The following is a 24,812-nucleotide window of genomic DNA, read 5'->3' as shown; positions in this document are numbered from 1 at the left end:
AATTAGCCTGATCCTTGGACCCTTTAGACTAAACATGCTTATGTCGAACTTGAAAATCCTGGTCGTGGAAGACGAAGAAGCGATCAGGGAGATGCTGGTCATGGTGCTGGAACAGGCCAATTTGACTGTGATCGCCGTTGGCAGTGCCGAGCAGGCCAGGGAGAGTTTGGCCGATAATATGGTGGATTTAATTATCCTGGACTGGATGCTGCCGGGCATCAGCGGCGTGGAATTGGCCAGACGCTTGAAAAACGAGCCGGGTTACAAGGAATTGCCTATCATTTTGCTCACCGCGCGCGGCGAAGAAGAGGACAAAATTCGCGGTTTGGAAATCGGTGCCGACGATTATGTGACCAAGCCTTTTTCGCCGAAAGAACTGATCGCCCGGATCAAGGCCGTGATGCGTCGCAGCGGCAAGTTGTCGGAATCCGGGCAGCTCAGCGTCGGCGACCTCACTTTGGATGCCGAGCAACACAAACTGACTATCGCCGGCCGCAGTCTAGAAGTCAGTCCTACCGAGTTTAGATTAATGCAGTTTTTCATGACCAATCCCGATAAGGTCTACAGCCGCACCCATCTGCTGGATCAGGTCTGGGGGCGTAGCGTGTACATAGAGGAGCGTACCGTGGATGTACATATTCGCCGCTTGCGCAAAATTCTGGCCGAATACGGCCGCGAGGAATTGATTCAGACCGTACGCGGATTTGGCTACCGCTTTTCGATGGCAAACTGATTATTCATGCAGCGTTGGCAGCGGGAAATAAATATTGCTATTGCTTTACTGATACCGGCTTTACTGCTGAGTTTTTTTGTCGGGCACCTCAGCTATTTCTTATGGGCAATCACCCTTTTGCTCTACATTAAGCAATCGATCAACGTGAGCCGCCTGGAACGTTGGTTAAGCCAGGGCGGCCGCGGAGAGCGTCCCGATTTTAAAGGGATCTGGGGCGACATCTACTACCACTTTTATAAAATTCGCAAAAGCCAAAAACGCCAGAAGAAGAAGCTGGGCAAAATGCTGGATGGGTTTCGCAAATCGACCAGCGCCTTGCCTGACGCCATTGTGGTACTAGGCAGCAACGGCGAAATCGAGTGGAGCAACAAAGTGGCCTATGACTATCTGGGCCTGAAACGTTCCGATAACGGGCAGCGGATTCCTAACTTGGTCCGGCACCCCTTGTTTATTCAGTATCTGAAGGACCAGGATTACCACAACAAGGTTTGTATTCCCTCGCCGATCAACGAAAACATGATTTTGCAAATCGGCATCTTCCCCTATGGGGCCGGATTGCGTCTGCTGATGGCTCAGGATGTCACCCATTTGAAGAATATCGAACGGATGCGTACCGACTTTGTAGCCAATGTCTCGCACGAGTTGCGCACGCCGATTACGGTATTGCGCGGTTATCTGGAAACCCTGCAAGAATTGGATGACGGCGCCAGCCCCTACACCCGCTCATTCCAAAACATGGCGGCACAAACCGAGCGCATGCAAGCCTTGATCGATGATTTACTGCTACTGGCGCGGCTGGAGAGCAAAACCAAGAAATTCGAATGCGTGAATATTCCTGATTTGCTTGTGCAGGTTTGCCAGGAAAGCGATTTGTTGGAAAAGGATGAGCGCCGCGTCGAGCTGGTGTTGGATAGCCGAGCGAATGTGCGTGGCGATATGGAGGAATTGCGTAGCGCTTTCAGCAATCTGTTGGTCAATGCCATGAAATATTCGCAGCCTAGCTCACCGGTTAAAGTGAGTTGGCGGGGCAAGCCCGACGGCAGCGTTTATTTTGAAGTGGAAGATTTTGGCGACGGGATCTCCAGTGTGGATATTCCCCGAATTACCGAACGCTTCTACCGCGCGGAAGTGAAACGCAATCAAAAAATCCCAGGCACCGGTTTGGGATTGGCCATCGTCAAGCATGTGTTGGTCAGGCATGATGCCAAGCTGGACATTGAAAGCCAACTGGGGAAAGGCAGTAAATTCCGCTGCGTGTTTCCGCGGCAGCGCGTGTGTTGAGGCGTGACTGAATCGCGGTTAAAACGTGATCGGCGGATTGGCGAATCGGTAAGTTTGCGAAGCGGCTTTTTTGGCGGCATCCATAGCGGCTTGTTTTAGCGCTTCGGTATTGTCGGCATGATCAGGGCAGATGGCGATACCGATACGGCAATTGAGTTGGGCTGTGTCGTGTTCCAGCGTAAACGGTTCGGCGAGTTTTTCGATAATTAATTGCGCGATGCGCTCCGCGCTGTCGGTTTTTTCCAGCTCGGCAAGGATGATCGCAAATTCCGCACCATCCATTCGCGCCACCAAATCGGTTTCCCGCACATTCGCCAGCACGCGTTGTGCGGCTTCCTGCAAAATGCTGTCGCCTTGCGCATACCCAAAGCGCTTGTTAATGTCTTTGAAGTGCTCGATGTCCACCACCAGCAATGCCAAAAACCAGCCGCCGCGCTGCGCTTTTTTAATGTCTTGCTCCAGTCTGTCGTAAAACAGTCGGCGGTTGCCGACACCCGTGAGCGGATCTAAATTGACCTGTTTCCACAGTTGTTCTTCACCGAGCTTACGCTGGGTAATGTCGAAAAACAGGCCAATACGCTTTAGCGGTAGGCCGTTGCGGTCGAAAATGGTGTTGATGTTGAGCTGCTCGACATAGAGCTCGCCGTTTTTACGTCGATTCCAGATTTCGCCCTGCCACTTTCCTTTGCTATTGATGATTTGCCACATGGCTTGGAAAAAACTATCGTCATGCCGGCCGGAGCCCAGAATCCGGGCGTTCTTGCCGATTATTTCTTCGGCGGAGTAGCCGGTAATGCGGCTGAATGCCGGGTTAATCGAGACGATGGTGGCATCCGCTTCGGTGATCATCATCGCTTCGCTGCAATTTTGGTAAAACAACATACCTAATTGCCGATCTTCTTCAGCCAATTTGTATGCCGTGATGTCTTGCAGAATACCGGTCATGCGCGGGCTATTGCCGAGTTGGTGGCAACCGGAGCCGCGAATCCAGCGGATTGCACCGTCGATACGGCGAATCCGGCATTCGAAATCCCAGTTGCTGTGTTGGGTGCAGGCAGTCTGGAAACCGGCATTGACCATATCCCGATGTTCCGGTGTGACATGGCCGAGAAAAGTATGATAGGTCCAATGCGACAGCAGCTGGCTGTAGCCGAAGATTTGATCGTGTATGGCCGTGCGTTGCACCGAATAATCTTGCAAATCCATATCCCAGGCGCCGGTATCGATGGTTTCCAATGCAAAACTCAAGCGGGCTTCACTTTGCTGCAAGGCCTGGTTGATTTGTTGTTGATGGAATAAAGTCAGGGCCAATGGGATGCCCACGCTAGCCAGGATGAACAGGTAAAACCAGATGTTTAGCAGGCCGCTTTGCAGGTGTGTGGTGGCGAAGGCGCCCAACTGATGCTGTAAACCCCACAGGCATTGAATGGCGGTCATGGTTACCAAAAGCAGCACGCCGTGACGGCCGAATCGGACCGCGGCCCAAACCACAAACAGGAAGGCCCAATAAGTTTCGCCGTAAGCGTTCAGCAGGGTGGGAAACCAGCTTAAAAACACCGCCTGGCCGCTCAAAAAACTCGTTGCTATGAAGGCCAGCGTTTCCAGCAAGCGTTTGGGTGCGAACCAGTCTTTCGGCCAGTGTCGCCAGATCAGAATTAAAGGCGTGACTAAGGCGATTCCCAATACATCGGCCATCCACCAGTGTCGCATACTGGGCAGCAGGGCTTCGGCAGGCAGATACTTGCTTAAAAACAAGGTCATGGGGCCGATCAGCGCGCTGAAGCAGGCGGCAATGATGCCTGTCAAGGTCAGCCAGGCAAAATCCCGAGGATGACGTAGCGATATCGAAAAGCCTGGGTTGCCGAGCAGTAGCCAGGCGCCAAGCCAGGATTCCAGGATATTGCCGGTGGCGATGCAGGCGGAGATTAACCAGGAGTCGCCGACCAACATGCCCGCAAGAAACCCACCGATGAACACGCCCGGCCAATAGCGCTTGCCGCCCAACAGAAACGTGGCCATCCCCAGACCAGCTGGAAACCAAACCAGCGTGACATTGCCGTTGTCGGAAAAGAAAGCCAGTACCAGTTTGGCCAGCATGGCGTAGAGCAGGGCTATACCGACTATTTTCAGTCCAACGATGTGGCGCGGAGTAAAGCCCATGAGGTTTTGGAATGTGTGCTTGTAAGTTGAAAAGTGTATATCAGTCGTCTGTATTCTCCAGTTTTTCACGCGGGTTTTAATGCGAATCGGTCGAGAAAAATCGCAGACAAGCAAGCGGATAACTCTATAATTGCCCGCATTTTTGAGATTGACCGAGGAGTGGGGATGATTTCCGAAACGGTTGTTGAGTTATCGCGGGCGCAGTTTGCGCTGCATGCGGTGCAATATTTTTTATTCGTACCATTGACGCTGGGTTTGTCGCTCTTGCTGACGGCTATGGAATCCTGGTTTGTGCTCAGCGGACAGGGCGTTTATCAACGTATCACGCAGTTCTGGGGCAAGTTGTTCGCCATCGGTTTTGGCTTGAGTATGGCTTCTTCTCTGGTGATGGCTAGTCAATTCGGCACCCATTGGTCGTATTTTGCGCATTATGTCGGCGATGTGTTTGCCCTACCTCTATTGCTGGGGTTTGCCGGTTTGTTTATAGCTGCCAATGGTCTGGGCTGGTTTTTATTGGGTTGGCAGCGCCTGGGCAAAGGCACACATCTGGCGGTAACTTGGCTAATCGCGATTGGCTGTCACTTGAGTGTTTTCGGCTTTCTGATCGCCAGCGGCTGGATGCAAAATCCCGTGGGTGCGGAATTGAATACCCAAACGCTGCGCCTGGAGTTGCTTGATGTGTCGATGGTGCTGTGCAATCCGCTGGCACTGGCGAAATTTGTGCATAGTCTGCTAGCCAGTTATGTGGTGGCTGCCGGTTTTGTGTTGGCTATTAGCGCTTACTATTTACTGAAGCAGCGCGAAACCGAATTGGCACAGTGTTCTTACCGCATCGCGGCCGCTTTGGGATTGGCGAGTGTGATCGCTACCGCGGCGATAGGCGACACCAGTGTTTATGGCGCCGGCGCGATGCAGCATAACAAGTTGGCAGCCATTAACGGTCTGCCCAATCATGAGACTTTGGCACAAAATCGCCAGCGCATCGACAATGGCATAAAAGCTTACGCGCTGTTGCAAGAATTGCGTGACGACAAAAAGGAGCCGGAACTGTTGGCCGCGTTTGCCGCCGCCAAAGTTGATTTGGGTTACGGCCTATTGCTGAAGCGTTGGCGAGAGAGCGTGACCGATGCCAGTCCGGCGCAGATAGAACAAGCCGTCAGCGCCAGCGTGCCGGCTGGCGGGCGTTTGTATTGGGGATATAAATTGATGATTGCCGCCGGCGCTTTGCTGGCGCTGCTGTTTGTAGCGGCAAACGCGGTCAATTTCGTCGGTTGGCGGCATGCCTGGTTATTGAAGGCCAGTGTTTATGCCTTACCGTTGCCGTGGTTGGCAAGCGCCAGCGGCTGGTTTATCTCGGAGTTCGGCCGGCAGCCTTGGCTGGTGGCCGATATGCTGCCCATCTGGCAAGGGGTTTCCACATTGGCTGTCGCTGATCTGGCAGTCAGCTTGGCGGCTTACGGTTTGACCTATACCGGCCTGCTGGCGCTGGCTGTCATGTTAACTTTAAAGTTTATCGGGCAGGGTAGCGCCACCGCGTTGCCGATTAACCAGGAGCCTAGTTATGTTGCTTGATTATGAAATGCTGCGCTTGGTTTGTTGGGGCGTGTTGGGTTTGTTCGTGATAGGTTTTGTCCTGAGTAGCGGTATCGAGATTGGCGTCAGCCTGTTGTTACCCTTTTTGCATACCTCCGAAGCGCAGCGCGCCGGGCTGGTTGCCAGGTTGGCGCCAACCAGCGCCGGCAATCAGGTCTGGCTATTGGCAACTATAGGTGTGTTGTTTGCCGGCTGGCCGACGGTGTATGCGGCCACGTTTGCCAGTTTTCAGCCTTTGCTGTTGTTGATGGTGTTGTCGCTATTCGTGCGGCCTTTGGGCTGGTATTTCAGAGCTAGCGTGACGCGCGAGGATAGTCTGAAACAATGGGATAAGGCCTTGTTTATCAGTGGCTTGCTGCCGGCGGCGTTATTGGGGGTGATGGCTGGCAATCTGTTGAAAGGCGTGCCGTTTCATCTGGCCAGTGATATGCACATTGCTTTTCTGGGCAGCTTTTCCGGGCTATTCAGTCCGTTTGCGTCCTTGGTCGGCGCTACCTGCGTAGCCTTATTGGCAGTGCATGGCGCGATTTACCTGCAAACGCATAGCCAAGACGAGCTATATCAGCGCAGCAAGGCGCTGGCCATGTCCAGCGGCCTGGCGTTTTTGGTGTTGTTTGCTTTGGCCGGCGGTTGGATTACTCATCTGGAGGGCTATCACGTCAGCACCGATATTATGCCGAATGGGGTTTCCAACCCTTTGACCAAATTTGTGAAACGCGGCGATGGTTTGTGGCTGGACAATTACGAGCACGAACCGGCCTTATGGGCCTTACCCGCTTTGGCCTTTGTCTGCGGGATAGCCGCGTTGGTGTTGTCCCGTCTGGATAAGGCATATTGGGCGCTGCTGGCTAGTGCCGTGATGCTGGTGATGGTGATTTTGACCATGGGAGCGTCCTTGTTTCCGTTTTTGGCACCGTCCAATATCTCTTTAAATAGTTCTTTAACTATATGGGATGCCAGCGCCAGTCTGATGACCTTAAACGCACTGCTGTGCTTGACCGGAGTAATGCTGCCGCTGATGGCGATTGCCACGCGCGGCCTTTATAAAATGTTACCTTGAGTAAGGCTAGGGGTGTTTCGGAGGCAATGCATGCATCGAGACTTCCTTAACCGGCATAACTCTGCTAAAACCTAGTTTCCTAACAACTATAACTAATAAAGGTAGGCGCATCATGAAGAAAATCCTTAATCACACCTTGATCGGCGTTCTGGCATTTATTCCGATTATGGTGATTGTGCAGATCGTGTTGTTCGTGAAAGACCGACTTACCGATTTGTTTCAATTCGTTTACGGTTATTCCGATAATTATCTGGTGACGTTTCTGTTGTTTGCCGCCAGCTTCGCGACCATTACCTATGTGGGGAGTCGGGTCAGCCTGGGCCGGTTTTCCATCATCGCGATGTTCGAACACCTGATCGAGCGCATCCCGCTGTTAAGCACGATTTACCGCGTCACCAAAAAGCTGGTGAACATGATCGCCGGGCATCAGTTGCAAGAGCCGCGCGAAGTGGTTTATATCGAATATCCAAAAGAGGGCATTTGGGTACCTGCCTACGTAACCAACAAGACCGACGACCGTTATGTGTTGTTTGTGCCGACATCGCCCAATCCTACTTCAGGGTTTGCGGTGATTGTTCACGAGTCGAAAGTGATTAAATCGGACATGAGTATCGAGCAAGTGACCAGCTTTATCATCAGCGTCGGCGCCGATTTCGAAAAAGTCTCGGAAATCGCCAAATTACCTAAGTAAATTCTCCCGTCTGTTGCAGCGATGAGCTTTCGCTGCAACAAAATCCCTTCTCGGCTTGATGCCGTATCAGCTAACCGGACTGTCATGCACGATCCCAGCTATTTACTCGCCGAAGCGCTCGGCAATCGACTAAACACCCTGAGTCTACGTCTGGCTTTGGCGGAATCCTGCACCGGTGGCGGCATTGCCAAGGCAATTACCGATGTGCCGGGCAGCTCCGGATGGTTTGATCGGGGTTTCGTCACCTACAGCAACGATGCCAAAATCGATATGCTGGGTGTCAAACCGCAGACTTTGGAGAGAGTGGGGGCGGTTAGCGAGGAGACTGCTTTGGAAATGGTGGCGGGCACTTTGACTTATAGTCTGGCCGATCTGGCTTTGGCTGTCACCGGCATTGCCGGGCCGGACGGCGGTACGCCGGTAAAGCCGGTCGGAACCGTATTTATCGCCTGGCAAAAGCGCGGTGCTAACGGTGCTTGCCTGCAGAAACAATTCAGCGGCGACCGGCAGTCGATACGCCAGCAGGCAACGCTGTTTTGCTTGCAGCAACTTTTACACATGCTGGAAAACGCCTAATCCCGGCGATTTTTATTTCTTCGGAAGCGGCTGATCGAGATGTTTCCAGGGGCTGTTCTGCAAATAGCCTGAGTTCAATCCAGAGTCGGAACAGGGCTTGATCGGCCAAAAAGCTTTTAACTCCGGCTCACAAGTTACGTTAAAATGCCGCTTCTTTTCCTTGCGGATGTTGTCGCCATGTTGAAAAAACTCTTTCTTTGCACCGCTGCTTCCTTGTTGCTAAACGCTTGTGCCACCAGCCCTACCGGCCGTTCGCAGTTTATCTATATGCCGGACAACCAGGTCGATCAGATGGGTTTGCAAGCCTTCAGCAGCATGAAGAGCAAAAACCCGATCAGCGGTAATCAGCGCTACAGCCAGTTCGCCCAATGCGTGGCTTACGCGATTACCCAGCAGACGGGTGGTCAATGGGAAGTAGTGGTGTTTGAAGATGAATCCTTGAACGCCTTTGCCTTACCCGGCAACAAAATCGGCGTGCATACCGGTCTGATCAATCTGGTGGATAATCAGGATCAACTGGCGGCGGTAATCGGTCATGAAATCGGCCACGTATTATCCAGACACAGCAATGAGCGTTTGTCTCAAGAAACCGCGGTTAGCACCGGTTTGTCTATGGTGCAGGCGGTGACGCAGCCGCAAACCGCGTTGGGTCAAACCGCCTTGGGCTTGCTGGGGGTGGGCGCGCAATACGGCGTAATCCTGCCGTACAGCCGGATTCACGAGACCGAAGCCGATACCATAGGCCTGGATTTAATGGCTAAAGCCGGTTTTGATCCGCGGCAAAGCGTGAACCTTTGGTTGAAGATGGACAAAGCCGCGCAAGGCGGTCAGCCCATCGAATTTATGTCCACCCATCCCTCGCATGCCAGTCGCATCGATAATTTGAATCAAAATATGGGCAGAGCCGTCCAGCTACAGCAACAAGCCTGGGGTGCCGGCAGACAACCGCGTTGCAGCAAATAATGAACCCGCATTTATCCCAGTTACATCCGTACCCGTTTGAAAAACTTGCCACGCTGAAACAAGGCATTACGCCGCCGGCCGAGAAAGCGCACATTGCCTTGTCGATAGGCGAGCCGAAACACGCCACGCCGCATTTTATTCAAGAAGCTTTGCTGCGGCATTTGCATGGCTTGACCCAATATCCCACCACCAAAGGTTTACCGGAATTGCGCCAGACTATTGCCGACTGGACCTGCCGCCGATTTGGCATTCCGGCCGGCGGTGTGGATGCCGAGACCCAGGTCTTGCCGGTCAACGGCACCCGCGAGGCTTTGTTTTCACTGGTGCAGGCCGTGGTCAATCCGGCCGACAAGCCGGTGGTGATCATGCCCAACCCGTTTTATCAGATCTATGAAGGCGCGGCTTTGCTAGCCGGCGCCGAGCCGTATTATCTGAATACGGTCGAGGCTGATGGTTACTTGCCGGACTTTGATAGCGTGCCGGAGACAATTTGGCAGCGCTGCCAACTGATGTTTATTTGCTCGCCGGGTAACCCTACCGGCACTGTGTTGACACAAGCCGATCATCTGAAGTTATTAGCTTTGGCCGATAAGTACGACTTTGTGATTGCCTCTGACGAGTGTTACACCGAGCTGTACGACGACGAAGCCCAGCCGCCGCAAGGCTTGTTGCAAAGCGCTTATCAGGCCGGCAATAGCGATTTTAAGCGCTGCGTGATTTTCCAAAGTCTCTCCAAACGCTCCAACGCGCCCGGCTTGCGCTCAGGTTTCGTGGCCGGCGACGCCGAGGTGTTGCAGCAGTATTTCAAATACCGCACCTACCATGGCTGCCCGATGCCGGTGCCGACCCAGCACGCCAGCATCGCCGCCTGGAACGACGAGGAGCACGTCCAGCACAACCGCCAGTTGTACCGTGATAAGTTCAGCGCATTCATCGAGATTTTGCAGGATGTCTGCGACATCAGCCGGCCGCCAGCCAGTTTTTACATCTGGCTTAAGACGCCGATTGATGACGCTGAGTTTGCTAAACAATTATTTGCCCAGCAAAACATTACCGTGTTGCCCGGTAGTTATTTATCCCGCGACAGCGGCGGCATTAATCCCGGCGCCAACCATGTCCGCATTGCCTTGGTCGCGCCGATTGAGGAATGCGTCGAGGCCGCGCAACGTATCAAAGCTTTTCTTAATGAAAACAACCCATAGGATGTGCTGAACAACGTGAAGCGCATCGGTCGCGAAGGCGATGCGCCTCCTAGCGTCGGCATATCCTATCCCCGTTAATCACTAACCCTAAGAAATACCATGTCAAATCTGGAAACCATCATTAACGACGCGTTTGAAAACCGCGCCGAAATCAGCCCGTCCACCGTCTCAACCGAAGTCCGCAACGCGGTTGCCGAAGTCTTGAATATGCTCGACAAAGGCGAAGCCCGCGTCGCCGAGAAAAAAGACGGCGATTGGGTGACCAATCAATGGCTGAAAAAAGCCGTGCTGCTGTCGTTTCGTATCAACGAAAACAAAGTCATCGAAAGTGGCGACGTGCGTTACTACGACAAAGTGCCGACCAAATTCGGTCAATACAGCGAAGCCGATTTCGCCCAAGCCGGTGTGCGCGTGGTGCCGAATGCGGTGGCTCGTTACGGTTCTTACATTGCGCCGGGCGCGATCTTGATGCCGTCCTACGTCAACATTGGCGCTTACGTCGATAGCGGCACGATGGTCGATACCTGGGTGACCGTGGGCTCCTGCGCGCAAATCGGTAAAAACGTGCATTTGTCCGGCGGCGTCGGCATCGGCGGCGTATTGGAGCCTCTGCAAGCCAACCCGACTATCATCGGCGACAACTGCTTCATCGGCGCCCGCTCCGAGATCGTCGAAGGCGTCATCGTCGAAGACAACTGTGTGGTATCGATGGGCGTCTATATTGGTCAAAGCACCAAAATTTTCAACCGCATGACCGGCGAAGTGACTTATGGTCGCATTCCCGCAGGCTCCGTGGTCGTCTCCGGCAACCTGCCTTCCAAAGACGGCAGCCACAGCCTGTATTGTGCGGTGATTATCAAGCAGGTGGACGAAAAAACCCGCAGCAAAACCGGGATTAATGAGTTGTTGCGGGATTGAGTTTAGTGTCGGAACTGTAGGCTGGGTAGAACGAAAGTGAAACCCAGCTTTAGGTTCGTCAATGCTGGGTTTCATTGCATTCGACCCAGCCTACCGCCCTATGTCCGGAGTCAGGCTCGGTGAATTGGATAGATATGATTCTGGGTTCGTTTGGAGGAACAGCAGCAGTCGCAACTGTAGTATGGCTGTTCAAAAACTTTTTAGCACATCGCCTTTCTAAAGATCTGGAGGCACACAAGGACAAGCTAAAGTTTCAGTCAGATGCTGATCTTGAAGATAAAAAAGCGGAGCTCTCTGCCACGATCGCTAAACAAAACTTAACCTTCACACGCCTACATGATCAGCGTGTTGAAGTAATTAAAGAAACATATGTAAAGTTAATACGTTTGAAGTGCAATACAGAGGCGTACCTCAAATTTTTTGGCGACGTCGATATCAACAGCCGTATTAAAAAACGAAATGAAGTTTCAGTAGCACTCGATGAGTGTGAAGTGTATTTCGGTCACACCAAGATATTCTTACCAAGGCATATTGCGTTACTTATGGAACGTATTTTGGGTGAGATGCGTTTGACATCTGAAGGGTTTACGCGTTCGGTACTAGAAGCAAAAGAGCCAAATGTAAGTACGCATTTCTATTTCTTTGAAAAGTTCAACGAAGATTGTAATCTGCTGTTTGATGCGCTTGAGGACGAACTACGCAAAGTGCTTGGAGAAAATGGCTAACCCAATATCATACGATGGGCTACACGTTGCTTAGCCCATCTTACGAATGTGATAAATTAACTCGCAAATATCAATCTCTCCGCCCGAATCGTAAACACCATCACCAACTCTTCATCCTGTTGCAAGGTCAACGGCATCGGCAGGCCGTCCGGGCCGGGTTGTTTGCCGATGATCGGCTCGATACAGACATACTCGGCTTTTTTGTCGCTCCAAATGCCAAACGCCAATGCCAAGCCTGCCGACAATGGCGAGATGTCGCAAGTCATTGTGACCACGTAATCTGCCGTGCTTAGCTTGATCGGTGCCGCTGGCGAGTTGGCGTGATGTACTCTCAAGCTATCGTGCGGGAGAGCCGAGACCTCAATATGCGTGTCCGCAATATCGATAAAACTGTTGGGCGAAATCGAAAAATAGGGGTGAAAGCCGGGGCGAACCAAGGCGGTTTCCGACACCGCGCGAATGCGGGTGCTGACGGTCAGGGTTTTACTGTTGGCTTCCGTCTGCTCTTGCCAATCGGTGATTACTTCGACGCTGCCCCAGTTGGTTTCGTCCGGCGCGGTGAGGTTTTTTTGGTGCGGTAGATCAGTCTCGCAAGGCGTTATGCGGTATTCACCGTGTTTAAGCGCGAAAGGCGGCGATAATTCTTCAAAATTGGGTATGCACAGATACACGCCGCCGCGCGAGCCGCCGCCGGCTTTATCGTGTAAGGGTTGGATAATATGAATGTCGTCTAACTGCCAATTGACTAGGGTGCCTGTGTCGGTGAATTTCATCGTGGAAAATGTATCCTGTGCTGTAATGGTTTTACGGTATTAGGTATGGCTATATTTGAGTGGGTTTGTAGGGAGCGCGATACGGCATAAGTTGCCAGTCTGCGGTCATTTGTCTCAAAAATAAGTGCCTTGAGGGCTATTGTAAACAACAGGGCTGGGAATATGGGGGATTTCAGATTGCCTTGATGATGTTTCTGTAAGCAGGTGCTGCCGATAGACTCAGGATTGTCGAACTTTCGACTGTGAGAAAATCAAGCCGTAACCTAGTTTTATCCAGGTCGAGACGATGTAAACAACTGATATTTTTTCCCTGAAAAGCCACGCCGGCGAATATCAAACTTGGCCGTTGCAGACCCAATTATTGATACATGGCTTGCCGAGTTCGTCTTATGTGCCTGGCTATCGGCTTTTGCATCAATTTCAAACTCCCGCGCATGAATACCTGTTAATTTGCGATTGGGATTGCCCCTTTGAAGAAGCCACAGAGATAATCTTGCTGGATAGCCAGTTTAAAGTGCTGGCGGTGCGTTCTTTTGGCGTGCCCTACGGCTCTTTCTGGCTAGACGAGGTGTGGGTGGTGGACGACGCCAACCTCAAGCTTAGGTTTTTTCGAGATGAGGATTGGCAAGTGACTATCACGCCGCAAAACGTCCCTTGCCTGCATTTTTCAAGCAGAAGCTGGCTGCCGGTGTTTAGAACGCGGATACAGTTAAAACGGCTTTAAGCGAATAGATCGACCGGACGCGGTCTGCCGCTCGAGCTTTTGCGGCTATGAAGACCTAGAGAGGAGTTTTCCGAACCAAGCGGTGTAATTGCAAATGTAGCTGGTAAGCTAGCGGTTGAGAATCGAAGCGGGAGCATGCCCGGCGGAAAATAGCCGATCAGGGAAAGTATGACGGCGCATGAGGGAGTTTTAACGCATGGCAAGGATGAGCGGCTATGCGTTACAATGCGGGTATAAGTTCCAAGGAGGCAACACAGCATGAATGCGACCCTTTCGATACGCTGCCTACGCGCAGTTGATTTAAATGCCGCCAGTTGCCGGCCCCGTTTTTCTCTTCAATCCTAACCTGCGAGCACACCATGCCAGAAAATATTTCCAATAATGCCCTAATCCTCGCCCTGCTATCCCTGAACGGCGAGATTGCTATCCAAAAAGACTACCTGGAATCCGGGGAGATTCCTGAAGATGAAGTGACAGACGAAGAAGAAGTGCTGGACGATTTGGAGCAAGCCTTCATGGAATTTGTCGACGTTTACAAAGCGCGCGCCAAAGCTGACGACTCGCTACCCAGCATCGAAGAATTGCTGGCCGGCGAAGAAGGCTAATCCTGCATGATCGTAGTTTACGGCATCAAAAACTGCGATAGCGTCAAAAAGGCGCGGACCTGGCTGGAGGCGCGGCAGATTGCCTACCGCTTCCACGACTATCGAATCGATGGACTGGATGCGGCTTTGCTGCAGCGCTTTGTCGATACGCTGGGCGTGGATGCCGTGCTTAACCAGCGCAGTACCAGCTGGCGCCAATTGGACGACGCCCAAAAAACCGATTTAACCCCCGACAAAGCCTTGCAACTCATGCTGGCTGTGCCGATCCTGATCAAGCGCCCAATTCTGGATGATGGACAGCAACTGATCGTCGGCTTTAACCCCGATCAGTATCCAACCGCATCATGAGCGAAACCCTTTCTTTGTTAGAAGCGCTGATTCGTCGCGAATCAGTAACCCCCCACGACGCCGGTTGTCAGGATTTGCTGGCGCAGCGCCTGACCAAGCTTGGCTTTACTGACGAACGCCTGAATTTTGCCGATACCCAAAACCTCTGGTTGCGAAAAGGGCAAGAAGCGCCGCTATTTGTGTTTCTAGGGCATACCGACGTGGTACCAACCGGGCCGCTGGCGGCGTGGGATTCGCCGCCGTTCGAGCCAACCATCCGCGACGGTAAGCTTTACGGCCGTGGCGCGGCGGACATGAAAGGCGGCATCGCGGCGTTTGTCACAGCCGTCGAGCGTTTTGTTGCCGAATTTCCCGAGCACAAAGGCTCGATAGCCATCATGATGACCAGTGACGAGGAGGGTATTGCCACCCACGGCGTGGTCAAAGTGGTCGAAGTGCTGGAACAGCGCGGCGAAAAGATCGACTGGTGCCTGGTTGGCGAACCGTCCAGCGACCAAAAAATCGGCGACGTGATTCGCGTTGGTCGGCGCGGTTCTTTATGCGCCAAGCTGACTGTGTTGGGTATTCAAGGCCATGTGGCTTATCCGGAGCTGGCGGAAAATCCGATTCACACTTTCGCGCCGGCTCTGAAAGAGTTGACCGAAGAAGTTTGGGATCATGGCAATCAATTTTTTCCACCAACCCGCTTGCAGGTTTCCAACATCAACGGCGGCACTGGCGCGGAAAACATCATTCCCGGCCAGGTGGAAGTGCAGTTCAATCTGCGGTTTTGCACCGAATTGGATGAAGCCACGATCAAGAGCCGCACCCAGGCGATTTTGGACAAACACGGGTTTAAATACGATCTGCAATGGCGCTTGTCCGGCAATCCATTCCTGATCTCACAAGGCGCATTAATCGACGCCACGCACGCGGCGATCGAAAGTGTCTGTGGTTTCAGCACTTTGGATGATACCGGCGGCGGAACTTCCGATGGCCGCTTCATCGCCCCAACGGGTGCGCAAGTGATTGAGCTGGGGCCGTTGAACGCCAGCATTCACAAGGTTAACGAGCATATCGGCCTGGACGAGTTGGAAGTTTTAAGCCGGATTTACCAACAGATTTTGGTCAATTTGCTGGCGCATTAAGCAGGTTCTTAAAATATAGGCACTCCCGCTTCTGCGGGAGTCCAACTGCCTACACAGGGTCCGTAACAGGCCCATTTAAACAATTGTCTTCTCCCGGTCGCCGCCCATTCGCCATCTAATACCTTGCCCAAACTGCCGGCAAGTTAGAGAAGCGCCGGCCCATGATTTAGCTATGCTGAAGCGCTCAAGGGATTATCTTCAAGTAGTGATGACCGAAGGTTTGATGCTGAAATTTCGCCGGATACTAATCCCTACGACCACGCTATACTTTTAAGCCTAGATTGTGGCTTAAGTTTGGCCGACGGTCTGAAACGGAATATTCCGATATCAACAGGGGAAAGCATGACTACTAGCCCTGCTCCACAAAAGTTATTGGCGCGCTACCGGCATTACTATCCGGCTCTCCTGATTTTGCTGATTTCGCTGTCCGCTTTGTTTGTGGCTTGGCAAGATCTGAATTGGCGCTATCAACAGCGCTTACAGGAATATTTCGATTTCGAAACCCAACGCCTTACCAGTGACATTAGCAAACGCATGGCTTTGCATGGCCAAACACTACGCAGCGCCGCCGGCTTGTTTGCCGCTAGCCAAGAAGTGACCCGTACGGACTGGCGCGCTTTTGTCGAAATGCTGGAGTTGGATCGCAGCCATCCTGGGGTGCAAGGCGTGGGCTATACGGTCTGGATTCCCGCCGGGCAGCTTGAACAGCATATTGCCGATATTCGCCGCCAGGGTTTTCCTGACTATGTAGTTAATCCGTTAGAGCCGCGCACCGAGTATTCCAGCATTATCTACTTGGAGCCGTTCACTGGCCGTAATCTCCGCGCCTTTGGCTACGATATGTACTCTGAACCGGTTCGGCGCAAAGCGATGGAGCGCGCGCGGGACAACGGCGAGTTGGCTTATACCGGTAAGGTGGTTCTAATCCAGGAAACCAAGGCGGATTTACAAGCCGGGATAGTGGCGTATTTCCCGGTGTATCGCAATGGCAGCATCCCGCAAACCTTAGAGCAGCGCCGTTCCGCGCTACTGGGCTGGGTATACATGCCATATCGTATGAACGACTTGCTGAAAGCTATCCTGGGACAGGATTTATTGGCTTTGCGCCTGGAAATTTTTGATCAGGACGATCTCAGCGCCGATGGCTTGCTTTACGATAGCCAGACCGGCTTGGTGCCGTCAGTGTTTAAAACCCAGGACGATGCCAAGACCCGCATACAGCGTTTGGATTTAGGCGGGCATTTTTGGACCTTGCGTTACAGTGCCATGCCAGCTTTCAGCAAGACCGCGAAATTCGAGCCGCCCTGGGTTGAAGTACTGGCGATGGTGCTGATCAGCTTTTTGCTGTTTTTTATTACCTTGGCCTATATCAATGTGCGCCGAAACGCGGCGATTGCCCTGCAATTGACCGAGTCGTTACGGCAAAGCGAAAGCCGGTTCCGCAGCTTGTTCGAAAACTCGCCGGTGGCCTATCTGGCACTGGATAGGCAAGGAAATTTGTTGGATGTCAATCCGCAACTCTGCGCACTGCTGGACTACGACGTTGATGAACTGATAGGCCGAACACTGTTTGAGTTCATTTCGCCGGAAACCGGACAGGATTTTCGGCTAAAACTGCATTTGCTGAATCATTACGGTTTGCTGGAATGCGAATTGTCGCTGCTGACAAAATTGGGTCACATGCTGACCGTGATTCTGGATGGCCGTTTACAAGGCGATAAAACTCGTCCGGCGGTTATTCATTGTATTTTGACCAACATTACCGAGCGCAAGCGCGCCGAAGATAAGTTGCAATTGGCGGCCAGGGTGTTTAGCGATGCGCATGAAGGCATCACCATTACCGATGCGGCCGGCAATATTATCGATGCCAACCCGACTTTTTGCGCGATAACCGGCTATGCCCGAGAGGAAGTAATCGGACGCAATCATAGTATTCTGCAATCAGGAAAACACGATGCGCAATTCTATAAAGACTTATGGCAAACCCTGCAAACCGAGGGTTGCTGGCAAGGCGAGATATGGAATCGCAAGAAAAGCGGCGAGTTATATGTCGAATCGCTGACGATCTCGGCCATGCGCAACCGCACCGGCGAAATTCTGAATTATGTCGGTTTGTTTTCCGACATTACCCAAGCCAAACTCCAGCAGCAGGAACTGGAGCGCTTGGCGCATCACGATCCGTTGACGCAATTGCCTAACCGCATCTTGTTCAACGATAGATTTTGTCAGGCCTTGGCGCGCTGTAAACGCGATAGTACCTTATTGGGCGTCGTGTATATGGATCTGGACGGATTCAAACAGGTCAACGACCAGTTCGGCCACGAGGCTGGCGATACATTGCTGATCGAGGTGGCTAAGCGGATAAAGGCCAATCTGCGCGAGGATGACACGGTGTGCCGATTAGGTGGCGATGAATTTGCCTTATTGATGGGCGGTCTGGAATCCAAACCGCACTGCGAGCAAGCGTTGCTGCGTGTTCATCAGGCGATTTCCCAGCCCTACTATATCGGCGGCCAAATCGCGAAGATTGGCGTCAGTAGCGGTATTACCTTATGTCCGCTGGATGAGGGGACGTCGGACTGTTTGCTCAGTCACGCCGATCAGGCCATGTATCTTGCCAAACAGCATGGCCGCGACTGCTATGAATTTTTTCAGCTCGGTTGAGTCTGCTCAGCAAGCGTTTAATTTTTCAACTAAATAAGAGGAGATACCTATGCGTTGCCATCAAGTCGATTTTCAGATTATCGGTCATGACATTCAAATGGTCGAAGTCGAGCTCGACCCCAAAGAAACCGTGATCGCCGAAGCGGGGGCGATGACGTATCTGGAGCAGGATATAGACTTCGAAGCCAAGATGGGCGACGGTTCCGGTGGCGTGATGGATAAATTGTTTGGTATCGGCAAACGTATGCTGACCGGCGAGTCGGTATTTTTGACTCATTTTACCAATCACGGTTCGCAAAAACGCCGGGTGGCGTTTGCCGCGCCGTTTCCAGGCTCAATCGCAGCATTGAACATGGCTGAATTGGGTGAAGAAGTGATTTGCCAGAAATCGGCGTTTTTAGCGGCCGCTTATGGCACTCAAGTGGATATTGCCTTTAACAAACGCTTGGGCAGCGGCTTTTTCGGCGGCGAAGGTTTTATTCTGCAACGCCTGCGCGGTGACGGTATGGCCTTTATCCACGCCGGCGGCACGGTGATTCGTAAGGAATTGCGTAACGAAACCTTGCGTCTGGATACCGGCTGTCTGGTGGCGTTCAGCGGCGACATCGATTACAACATCGGCATGAGCGGCGGCTTGAAAAGTATGTTGTTCGGCGGGGAAGGTTTGTTTCTGGCGACACTGAAAGGCACCGGTTCGGTGTGGATCCAAAGCATGCCGTTTTCGCGCTTGGCGGAGCGGGTGTTGAGCCAGTATAAGCCAACCATCGGCCAAGATAGCCAGTAGCGGCTGTCTTTCGCTAAAGCAAGCCATGTTCGGCAAACGAAAAAGGCTGGCCGTCGCCGACGATGAAATGGTCCAGTACGCGGATGTCAAACAGGCCCAAGGCCTGTTTGAGTTTGTCGGTAATTTGCCGGTCGGCCTGGCTGGGTTCGTTGATGCCGGACGGGTGATTGTGGGCAAATATGACCGCCGCCGCATGATGAAATAAGGCCCTTTTTGCTACTTCGCGCGGATAGACGCTGGCACCGTCGATGGTGCCGCGAAACAGCTCTTCCCATTGAATCACCCGGTGCTGGTTGTCCAGAAACAGGCAGGCGAACACTTCAAAACTGTAGCTACGCAATTGGGCGCTGAGATAAGCCCGCGTGATGTCCGGGCTGGTCAAGGCGCTGCCGCGTTGCAATATCTCGGCGAAATGGCGGCGGGCCATTTCCAGTACGGCTTGTAATTGGGCGTATTTTGCATCGCCTAAACCGTTGCTCCGGCAAAAGCGTTGCTGATCGGCACCGAGTAGCGCCTGCAAGGAACCGTATTCGCTCAACAAATCGCGGGCCATGTCCACCGCCGACTTGCCGGGCGTGCCGGTACGCAGAAAAATCGCCAGTAGCTCGGCGTCGGTCAGTGAGCTTGCGCCGCGCTGCAATAGTTTTTCGCGGGGTCGCTCGTCTGTGGGCCAATTCTTGATGCTCATCAACTCCTCCCGGCCGTTAATAATTGATTTTAAGCATAGAAGAAGCAGATGGAGTTTGCCATGATGCAAACTGAAAAGATTAATTGGCTGATTGCGCCGATAATTTAGATGTGTTGCACCAAAAGTTAGCGTTGAAAGGAACGTTTGGAAGGTGTTGGCATGGTTGTCGCAGCTTGGCGAAAGGGGCTGGTGCTCCTTTCGCCAAGCGTATTCAATAGCAATGCTTTCTGCAAATGCTCAATCAGGAACTAGCCAGCAAACCCAGCGCACTCAAGCTGGGTAGAAAGAAATAACTGCCACCGCGCGTCGTCACAAACTGTTGAAACCCGCAAACCCGCCGCCGCAATGGTTCATCCTGAATGGTGAAATTGCGGTTCTCTGCGACGCCGCTACCAATCAACGGATCGTCTTCGTCGTACAAGCCAGCGAATTTGACGCTGTTAATCCAGGTGTGTTGCACAAACTCGAATTGGCGTTCGATATTGGCGTTCAAGCAGATGAATAACAAACCCCTTTCTGTGCCGTCGTCTTTTGCCGGATTATCCAGAAAACTGCCGTAGCTGCGGCCGCGGCGCAGGATGCGGTGGCGGTTGGCGACTTTCAAAGCTTCTTCCGCGGTGGCACCCAAGCCGACTGCTCTGGGATTGGCGCGGCGAATGTGCGAGCCCAGCGGGCAGCCGGTGCCGTGTGAGTCTTTCGTGAAGTCAAAGCTGTTATTAACTTTATTCGGATCGGTGTCTTGATTGGGCTCCACCACCGCACCGCTTTTCCAGCGGCCGACGAATTTGGCAGCCAGATAATCGGCGGTAATACCTTGCCGCGCGGCTTCGTCTTCCATGAACTGCCAGAACGCGCCGACATCCTGTTTCAATTGCCGCAACACCAAATAAGTGCCGTTTTTGCCGAACGCTTCGCCAACACTACCCAACTGCGGCATTTTGGTGAGTTTGCCGTCGTATTGATTCGGATAACCCAGCAAAAACTCGCCGGTAGCGATTTCGCCGGTGCCGCTGGTGGTCGGGAAGCCGTCTACGATAGGGTCGGAAATGCCGTCTGCAAAGCCGAAATGCTCCAAGGTAAAGCCGTTGGCGTCCTGCTTTTTCTCGCCGGCATCCAAGCGCTGGACCACGCTTAAGCCGGCGCCTTTAAAGGCTTTTTCATGGTATTTCTGGCTGGCGTTGTGGATAGCCTCGTTTTTGGAAAATAGCATGAACAACAGGTCCACGCGTTTGGCGCCGCTACCCCAATCCCATCCGCTGGGGTCGTTGATGCCGCGGTCGCCGAGCAGTGCGGAACGATGTTCGGAATGCATGCCTTCCCGGAAGGACAGTTCGAAGCTGTACAGGCTGTCTTTATCCAGATTGAGCTGTTCGAAACCGGAATAAGTAATCGCCAGGTTGATACGGTTTTCAGTTTCATCGGTGGGTTTATCCGCGCCGTGGCTGATTTGATTTTGTTCGACCAGGTTTTTCAGCCAGGGCTTGGCTTTGGCCGCGTCGTCGATTTTTAACAAATAATAACTGCAGCAGGCCATGTATTTGTTATAGCCGCTAAACACGATGCCTTGTACGTCGTCTAATTTATCGATGGTGGTCATTGTTGGAGTCCTTTTATAAGCATTTCAGCCAAGCAGCCAGATTAGTCGTGGAAAACAAGCCTTCGTGGATCGCCCGGTTATTGGCGACATTTTTCACGGACAAATCAATGTAGGCGCTGTACCAAACCAACTCGGCAAGCTGGCTGTTTCTGGCGAAATTTTTGAAGCGTTGTTCGTCGCGGGAGCCGCCGCGCAAGGCCAGCCATTGGGTATCTGGAAAGCCTCGGTCTTTGCCCAATTGGGTGTTGCTCCATACGGCGGTCAAGCCGACGCTGGCGTGGTCGATAAATTCGCCCAGGTAGTTTTCCCAGCTGCCGTCGTAATTGCTCATGAACAACAGACGTTTATTGCCGGGCAGAATCACCCAGCGGGCAAAATGGATGGTGACGATACCGCTCAAGTCGCCTTTGGTCGCCACCAGTTTGGCGACCAAATTGATACCGGCCAGCACTATTTTTAAGGTGGTCAATCTGAACCAGCCGGGCTTGATTTCGATGACGCTGGTCAGATGGTTTTGTAATTGCCTATCCTCGACGCGCTGGATGGCTTGCATCTGTTCGGAGACTGTCCAAGGCTTGTCATCCTGCTTATCGCGCATTTCGTTCCAGCGCAACAGCACTGCGAATGCGACGCCGGCTATCAGCGCTAGTACCGCCAAAAATTCCACCAGCGGTCCGAACATGCCGAAGAAGCCGCCGACCAATAAAATCCCCAACGCTACGAGTAAGCCGTTGAAGATCATTTGTCCCATGCTGTTTAAAAACGGTTGCGGCGTGGGTTTGTTGATCGTGCCTAAATGTTTGACGATGTCGGCGTGAATTTCGGTCGGCTGCTTGGCCGCCAGTTCCGCTCGATTGGCATCGATGTAGGCTTCGGTGCGTTCACGGATTTGCTGTTGCTCGTAAATCGTATTGCGCGTTTGGCCGGGATGGGCGACGTAAAAAGCATTGGCGCCATGATCATTTTTTGTTAAATACTCGGCCAGTTGGCTGGCGTTGTTGCCAGGATAATCCTTGCAGCAACTGTAAACGGTATTTACAAAATCCGGATTGCCGGCGATCAAGTCTTTGATAAATTGCTTCACCTCGCCGTCGATATTGGCTTCGAAAGCCAGTAGCGCCGGCTCGCCGGTATCCACCTCGGACGGATGTTTACCGGGGATGACGAAAAAAGTGCAATAGTGCAGCTGTTGATAATTGGAAAATTTAATCGCCGGATTGTTTTTGATATCGGTGCCTATAGGCGTCAGATACGCTTCCAGCTTTTGCAGCTGGTCCGGCAATATTTCCGTAATAACGGTCATGGGATTTTGTTGCATACACACGTCCTCTTGAAATTATTATCGTGCTGGTAAAAAGTTACCGATCAAAACTCAGGACAAATTGATCGGGAAACGGTCCGTCGTACAAAATGCCGCTGTTTATTTTTAAGTTGTTCAAGCGCAGCAAACCGCCTACCAAGGTGGGGATCTGGATACGATTGATGTATTCGCCAAAGCAGCGGTGCATGCCGTCACCGAAGTGCATGTAACGATCCAGCGCGCGATCATCGCGCACACTGAATGGCTCCGGCCAGGCGCTGTCGTCGAACATCGCCGAGGCGGTAAAGGCGAAGACTTCAGTGCCGGGCGGGATTTTCACGCCGGCAATCTCCGCGCCGTTTTTGCAATGCCGGCGCATGGCCGCGGCCATCGTATTGAAACGGAATACGTCGAAGCACAGATGTAAAAGCTTGTCTTCGTCGTTCGCCGCCTGTTTGGCGCGTTGCAAGACATCGGGTTTGCTGAGCAGTTGTTCGACAATCAAGGTAGTTGCCATCGAGGTGGTATCCAGCGCGCCGACGATCAAGCCCGAGATATTGCGGCGGATGCCGTCGTCGTCCAGATCGTGTTCGCCATCCATGCCCATTTTGATGAGCCGCGACAGAAAATCTTCAAACTGCTGGCCTTGTTTGATGTGCTGCCGACGTTCGGCGATCAGATTGAGCAGATACGGCCCCATCTCATGAAAGGACTGTTCGGCGGTGATTTGAATGCTGCGTTGGTTACTCAGATTCAAAAACAGGTCGTGAAACAGTGAGCGCATCCAGCGCATCATCGTCACTTCGTCCGGTCCCGGCACCCCCAGGTAATCGCGGATAAAGCGCCGCGCTACCGGCCGGGTTAATTGCGACACCATGTCGATTCGGCCCACCGGCAACGCAGCCTGGATCATCTCGTCGCAATGCTGGCGGACGATGAGGCGAATCAATTGGTCTTCGCCAGGCTTGATCACTCGGCGCAGCGCGCCTTGCTCTTTGCTGTAGGCTTCCGAGCGGTCCATACCTAAGAAAAACGGTCCGTTCAGACGCTGCATATTGGGCGCGTTGATTTCGGCGATGGTAAATTCGGTGTCGCGGGCCAGTGTTTCGCGCACGTCGCTGTCGCGGGTCACTAAGGCGCGTTTGCCAAGCACCAGTACCGGTTTATGTTTACGTAACAATCCGAATAGCCAGCGTTGCACCGTGGCGCCGGTCAGCATCGCGACGCCGCGCGCCAGGTAATAACTGACGATATTTTGCGCGGTAGTGGAAGTGGGGTGATGATCTAGGACAGGTGCGGGCGCGGGCCTATGCTCGCGGTACATTTTCAAGGCCAGAGTGCCGGTGGGGGTAGCTGCCAATTGCTCGACAAAAGCCTGGTATGCGGCCGGCAATTCTGCTTTGCTAGGCTGTACACCGCCGAATTGGGCCGGCAACAGCACTGGTGCAGACAGTGCTGCCAGGCAATAATCGGCGATGCTGGGTTGGTTGCCCAACAAATAGGTTCTGCCGTCGGCCAGCAGCGCATCCAGCTCCGCAAAGATCGCCTCGATTTGTTGTTTGCAGGGTTCGATTTGTCCGGGATCGGCAGGTAGGGATTTTTCCATGGCTTGAGCCAATAGCGGATAAGCGCGTTCGGCTAACCATTTTTGCCAGGCAGGTACCCGCTGTTGCCAGAAAGACAGCACGGTTTCTTTGTGTGGCAGCAACATCGCATAGCCGTAATTGCGGGTCGCCAAGCCTAATTTGTCCACCAGCAAGGCCAGCAAGCGTTCGGTTTCCGCTAGGCCTTTCTCGTCGCGCGGATACAGCCGCAGTTCGGCGGGCAAACGGGCGTCGATGTATTGCAGCGATTCGTGCATGTTACATAAGGTTGCTTCGCTGGTGATCAGCACCGGCATGGCCTTAACATCGGCACCCGCCAACAAGAAGGCGGGTAAATGCAGCATCGGCACGCTACCTTCTTCCCGGTACGGCACCCCGCCGTAGTCGAGCATCCAACGTACTAATTCGCTGATATGAGATACCGGAATCGTCAATAAACGATTCAGTTGTTTGGATTTGGCGCCGCGCCACGTGCTTCCGGGTTTGATCATGATTCCTTCCTCTTGCTTGCTATTGTTATAGTTATTAATGCTATAGCTGGCATACACCGATGACTGTTTAGTGATGTCGGCTTGAATGGCATGTTGATATGCGCGCTGGGTAAAACAACTTGCCGGGCTGCTTACGTGTGCCGTTATTGGCAGCTAAGCAATTGTTAATCCACCCGTGAACCAAGCGCCGAGCTTTAACGGAGTA

22 protein-coding genes are annotated in these 24,812 nt (G+C 52.8%); 16 read left to right on the top strand and 6 right to left on the bottom strand.

The window, feature by feature from the left end; genetic code table 11:
• Positions 1-40: 40 nt before the first annotated feature.
• The gene (phoB, locus tag EBB_RS00480; RefSeq protein ID WP_171696657.1) at positions 41-733 is read left to right on the top strand and encodes a phosphate regulon transcriptional regulator PhoB; all 693 of its coding nucleotides are present in this window, start codon (positions 41-43) and stop codon (positions 731-733) included.
• Between the two features lie 6 nt (positions 734-739).
• Positions 740-2,014 (top strand): phosphate regulon sensor histidine kinase PhoR, encoded by a 1,275-nt coding sequence (gene phoR / locus EBB_RS00475; protein WP_192391990.1) that lies wholly within the window; start codon positions 740-742, stop codon positions 2,012-2,014.
• An 18-nt stretch (positions 2,015-2,032) separates the two neighbouring features.
• On the opposite strand, the gene EBB_RS00470 is transcribed toward phoR, so the two are convergent.
• Positions 2,033-4,174, bottom strand: coding sequence for a diguanylate cyclase domain-containing protein (locus tag EBB_RS00470; RefSeq protein ID WP_192391989.1), 2,142 nt, complete (start codon positions 4,172-4,174; stop codon positions 2,033-2,035).
• A 165-nt stretch (positions 4,175-4,339) separates the two neighbouring features.
• Between EBB_RS00470 and EBB_RS00465 the strand changes: the two genes are divergently transcribed.
• From EBB_RS00465 to EBB_RS00430, 8 genes are all read left to right on the top strand, one after another.
• Positions 4,340-5,746: a cytochrome ubiquinol oxidase subunit I gene (locus EBB_RS00465; protein ID WP_192391988.1), complete on the top strand. Its 1,407-nt coding sequence runs from the start codon at positions 4,340-4,342 to the stop codon at positions 5,744-5,746.
• The gene (cydB, locus tag EBB_RS00460; protein ID WP_192391987.1) at positions 5,736-6,827 is read left to right on the top strand and encodes a cytochrome d ubiquinol oxidase subunit II; all 1,092 of its coding nucleotides are present in this window, start codon (positions 5,736-5,738) and stop codon (positions 6,825-6,827) included. Before EBB_RS00465 ends, cydB begins: the two co-directional genes overlap by 11 nt.
• Positions 6,828-6,939: 112 nt before the next feature.
• A complete protein-coding gene (locus EBB_RS00455) occupies positions 6,940-7,518 on the top strand; it encodes a DUF502 domain-containing protein (RefSeq protein WP_192391986.1) in 579 nt (192 codons plus the stop codon).
• A gap of 84 nt (positions 7,519-7,602) precedes the next feature.
• A complete protein-coding gene (locus EBB_RS00450; RefSeq protein WP_192391985.1) occupies positions 7,603-8,094 on the top strand; it encodes a CinA family protein in 492 nt (163 codons plus the stop codon).
• Between the two features lie 177 nt (positions 8,095-8,271).
• Complete coding sequence (locus EBB_RS00445) at positions 8,272-9,057, top strand: M48 family metallopeptidase (RefSeq protein WP_192391984.1); 786 nt, start codon at positions 8,272-8,274, stop codon at positions 9,055-9,057.
• Positions 9,057-10,259, top strand: a complete 1,203-nt coding sequence (dapC, locus tag EBB_RS00440) for a succinyldiaminopimelate transaminase (RefSeq protein ID WP_192391983.1) — start codon at positions 9,057-9,059, stop codon at positions 10,257-10,259. The genes EBB_RS00445 and dapC overlap by 1 nt, the downstream gene beginning before the upstream one ends.
• A gap of 99 nt (positions 10,260-10,358) precedes the next feature.
• Positions 10,359-11,177 carry a 2,3,4,5-tetrahydropyridine-2,6-dicarboxylate N-succinyltransferase gene (gene dapD / locus EBB_RS00435; RefSeq protein WP_192391982.1) on the top strand — a complete coding sequence of 273 codons (819 nt, stop codon included), beginning with the start codon at positions 10,359-10,361 and terminating at the stop codon, positions 11,175-11,177.
• Positions 11,178-11,296: 119 nt separating this feature from the next.
• Positions 11,297-11,902, top strand: a complete 606-nt coding sequence (locus tag EBB_RS00430; protein WP_192391981.1) for a hypothetical protein — start codon at positions 11,297-11,299, stop codon at positions 11,900-11,902.
• Positions 11,903-11,958: 56 nt separating this feature from the next.
• On the opposite strand, the gene EBB_RS00425 is transcribed toward EBB_RS00430, so the two are convergent.
• Complete coding sequence (locus tag EBB_RS00425; RefSeq protein ID WP_192391980.1) at positions 11,959-12,675, bottom strand: aldose epimerase family protein; 717 nt, start codon at positions 12,673-12,675, stop codon at positions 11,959-11,961.
• Positions 12,676-13,021: 346 nt separating this feature from the next.
• On the opposite strand from EBB_RS00425, the gene EBB_RS00420 reads away from it, so the two are divergent.
• The 6 genes from EBB_RS00420 to EBB_RS00395 all read left to right on the top strand — a co-directional run bounded on the left by EBB_RS00420 (position 13,022) and on the right by EBB_RS00395 (position 18,927).
• The gene (locus tag EBB_RS00420; protein WP_192391979.1) at positions 13,022-13,399 is read left to right on the top strand and encodes a hypothetical protein; all 378 of its coding nucleotides are present in this window, start codon (positions 13,022-13,024) and stop codon (positions 13,397-13,399) included.
• A gap of 359 nt (positions 13,400-13,758) precedes the next feature.
• Positions 13,759-14,004 (top strand): hypothetical protein, encoded by a 246-nt coding sequence (locus tag EBB_RS00415; protein ID WP_020484624.1) that lies wholly within the window; start codon positions 13,759-13,761, stop codon positions 14,002-14,004.
• A 6-nt stretch (positions 14,005-14,010) separates the two neighbouring features.
• Complete coding sequence (locus tag EBB_RS00410) at positions 14,011-14,352, top strand: ArsC family reductase (protein WP_192391978.1); 342 nt, start codon at positions 14,011-14,013, stop codon at positions 14,350-14,352.
• The gene (dapE, locus tag EBB_RS00405) at positions 14,349-15,479 is read left to right on the top strand and encodes a succinyl-diaminopimelate desuccinylase (protein ID WP_192391977.1); all 1,131 of its coding nucleotides are present in this window, start codon (positions 14,349-14,351) and stop codon (positions 15,477-15,479) included. Before EBB_RS00410 ends, dapE begins: the two co-directional genes overlap by 4 nt.
• Before the next feature lie 342 nt (positions 15,480-15,821).
• The gene (locus EBB_RS00400) at positions 15,822-18,143 is read left to right on the top strand and encodes a sensor domain-containing diguanylate cyclase (protein ID WP_192391976.1); all 2,322 of its coding nucleotides are present in this window, start codon (positions 15,822-15,824) and stop codon (positions 18,141-18,143) included.
• Positions 18,144-18,192: 49 nt separating this feature from the next.
• The gene (locus EBB_RS00395; RefSeq protein ID WP_192391975.1) at positions 18,193-18,927 is read left to right on the top strand and encodes a TIGR00266 family protein; all 735 of its coding nucleotides are present in this window, start codon (positions 18,193-18,195) and stop codon (positions 18,925-18,927) included.
• A gap of 13 nt (positions 18,928-18,940) precedes the next feature.
• Here the strand turns inward: EBB_RS00395 and radC are convergent, their stop codons facing one another.
• The 4 genes from radC to EBB_RS00375 all read right to left on the bottom strand — a co-directional run bounded on the left by radC (position 18,941) and on the right by EBB_RS00375 (position 24,607).
• Positions 18,941-19,615, bottom strand: coding sequence for a RadC family protein (gene radC / locus EBB_RS00390; protein WP_192391974.1), 675 nt, complete (start codon positions 19,613-19,615; stop codon positions 18,941-18,943).
• 241 nt (positions 19,616-19,856) lie between these two features.
• Positions 19,857-21,212, bottom strand: a complete 1,356-nt coding sequence (locus tag EBB_RS00385; protein ID WP_192391973.1) for a Dyp-type peroxidase — start codon at positions 21,210-21,212, stop codon at positions 19,857-19,859.
• A gap of 13 nt (positions 21,213-21,225) precedes the next feature.
• Positions 21,226-22,530, bottom strand: a complete 1,305-nt coding sequence (locus EBB_RS00380) for a hypothetical protein (RefSeq protein ID WP_192391972.1) — start codon at positions 22,528-22,530, stop codon at positions 21,226-21,228.
• 40 nt (positions 22,531-22,570) lie between these two features.
• Entirely contained in the window at positions 22,571-24,607 is a 2,037-nt protein-coding gene (locus tag EBB_RS00375; RefSeq protein ID WP_192391971.1) for a cytochrome P450, read from the bottom strand.
• Between the last annotated feature and the right edge of the window lie 205 nt (positions 24,608-24,812).

Origin of the sequence: Methylomonas fluvii (assembly GCF_014850975.1) — a bacterium.
GTDB lineage: Bacteria > Pseudomonadota > Gammaproteobacteria > Methylococcales > Methylomonadaceae > Methylomonas > Methylomonas fluvii.
The sequence above is the reverse complement of the archived record's forward strand: the minus strand, read 5'-3'. Positions and strand labels throughout refer to the sequence as shown.

Coding starts and splice junctions, on each gene's coding strand:
- phoB (WP_171696657.1), top strand. CDS start 41: ATGTCGAACTTGAAAATCCTGGTCGTGGAAGACGAAGAAGCGATCAGG.
- phoR (WP_192391990.1), top strand. CDS start 740: ATGCAGCGTTGGCAGCGGGAAATAAATATTGCTATTGCTTTACTGATA.
- EBB_RS00470 (WP_192391989.1), bottom strand. CDS start 4,174: ATGGGCTTTACTCCGCGCCACATCGTTGGACTGAAAATAGTCGGTATA.
- EBB_RS00465 (WP_192391988.1), top strand. CDS start 4,340: ATGATTTCCGAAACGGTTGTTGAGTTATCGCGGGCGCAGTTTGCGCTG.
- cydB (WP_192391987.1), top strand. CDS start 5,736: ATGTTGCTTGATTATGAAATGCTGCGCTTGGTTTGTTGGGGCGTGTTG.
- EBB_RS00455 (WP_192391986.1), top strand. CDS start 6,940: ATGAAGAAAATCCTTAATCACACCTTGATCGGCGTTCTGGCATTTATT.
- EBB_RS00450 (WP_192391985.1), top strand. CDS start 7,603: ATGCACGATCCCAGCTATTTACTCGCCGAAGCGCTCGGCAATCGACTA.
- EBB_RS00445 (WP_192391984.1), top strand. CDS start 8,272: ATGTTGAAAAAACTCTTTCTTTGCACCGCTGCTTCCTTGTTGCTAAAC.
- dapC (WP_192391983.1), top strand. CDS start 9,057: ATGAACCCGCATTTATCCCAGTTACATCCGTACCCGTTTGAAAAACTT.
- dapD (WP_192391982.1), top strand. CDS start 10,359: ATGTCAAATCTGGAAACCATCATTAACGACGCGTTTGAAAACCGCGCC.
- EBB_RS00425 (WP_192391980.1), bottom strand. CDS start 12,675: ATGAAATTCACCGACACAGGCACCCTAGTCAATTGGCAGTTAGACGAC.
- EBB_RS00415 (WP_020484624.1), top strand. CDS start 13,759: ATGCCAGAAAATATTTCCAATAATGCCCTAATCCTCGCCCTGCTATCC.
- EBB_RS00410 (WP_192391978.1), top strand. CDS start 14,011: ATGATCGTAGTTTACGGCATCAAAAACTGCGATAGCGTCAAAAAGGCG.
- dapE (WP_192391977.1), top strand. CDS start 14,349: ATGAGCGAAACCCTTTCTTTGTTAGAAGCGCTGATTCGTCGCGAATCA.
- EBB_RS00400 (WP_192391976.1), top strand. CDS start 15,822: ATGACTACTAGCCCTGCTCCACAAAAGTTATTGGCGCGCTACCGGCAT.
- EBB_RS00395 (WP_192391975.1), top strand. CDS start 18,193: ATGCGTTGCCATCAAGTCGATTTTCAGATTATCGGTCATGACATTCAA.
- radC (WP_192391974.1), bottom strand. CDS start 19,615: ATGAGCATCAAGAATTGGCCCACAGACGAGCGACCCCGCGAAAAACTA.
- EBB_RS00385 (WP_192391973.1), bottom strand. CDS start 21,212: ATGACCACCATCGATAAATTAGACGACGTACAAGGCATCGTGTTTAGC.
- EBB_RS00380 (WP_192391972.1), bottom strand. CDS start 22,530: ATGCAACAAAATCCCATGACCGTTATTACGGAAATATTGCCGGACCAG.
- EBB_RS00375 (WP_192391971.1), bottom strand. CDS start 24,607: ATGATCAAACCCGGAAGCACGTGGCGCGGCGCCAAATCCAAACAACTG.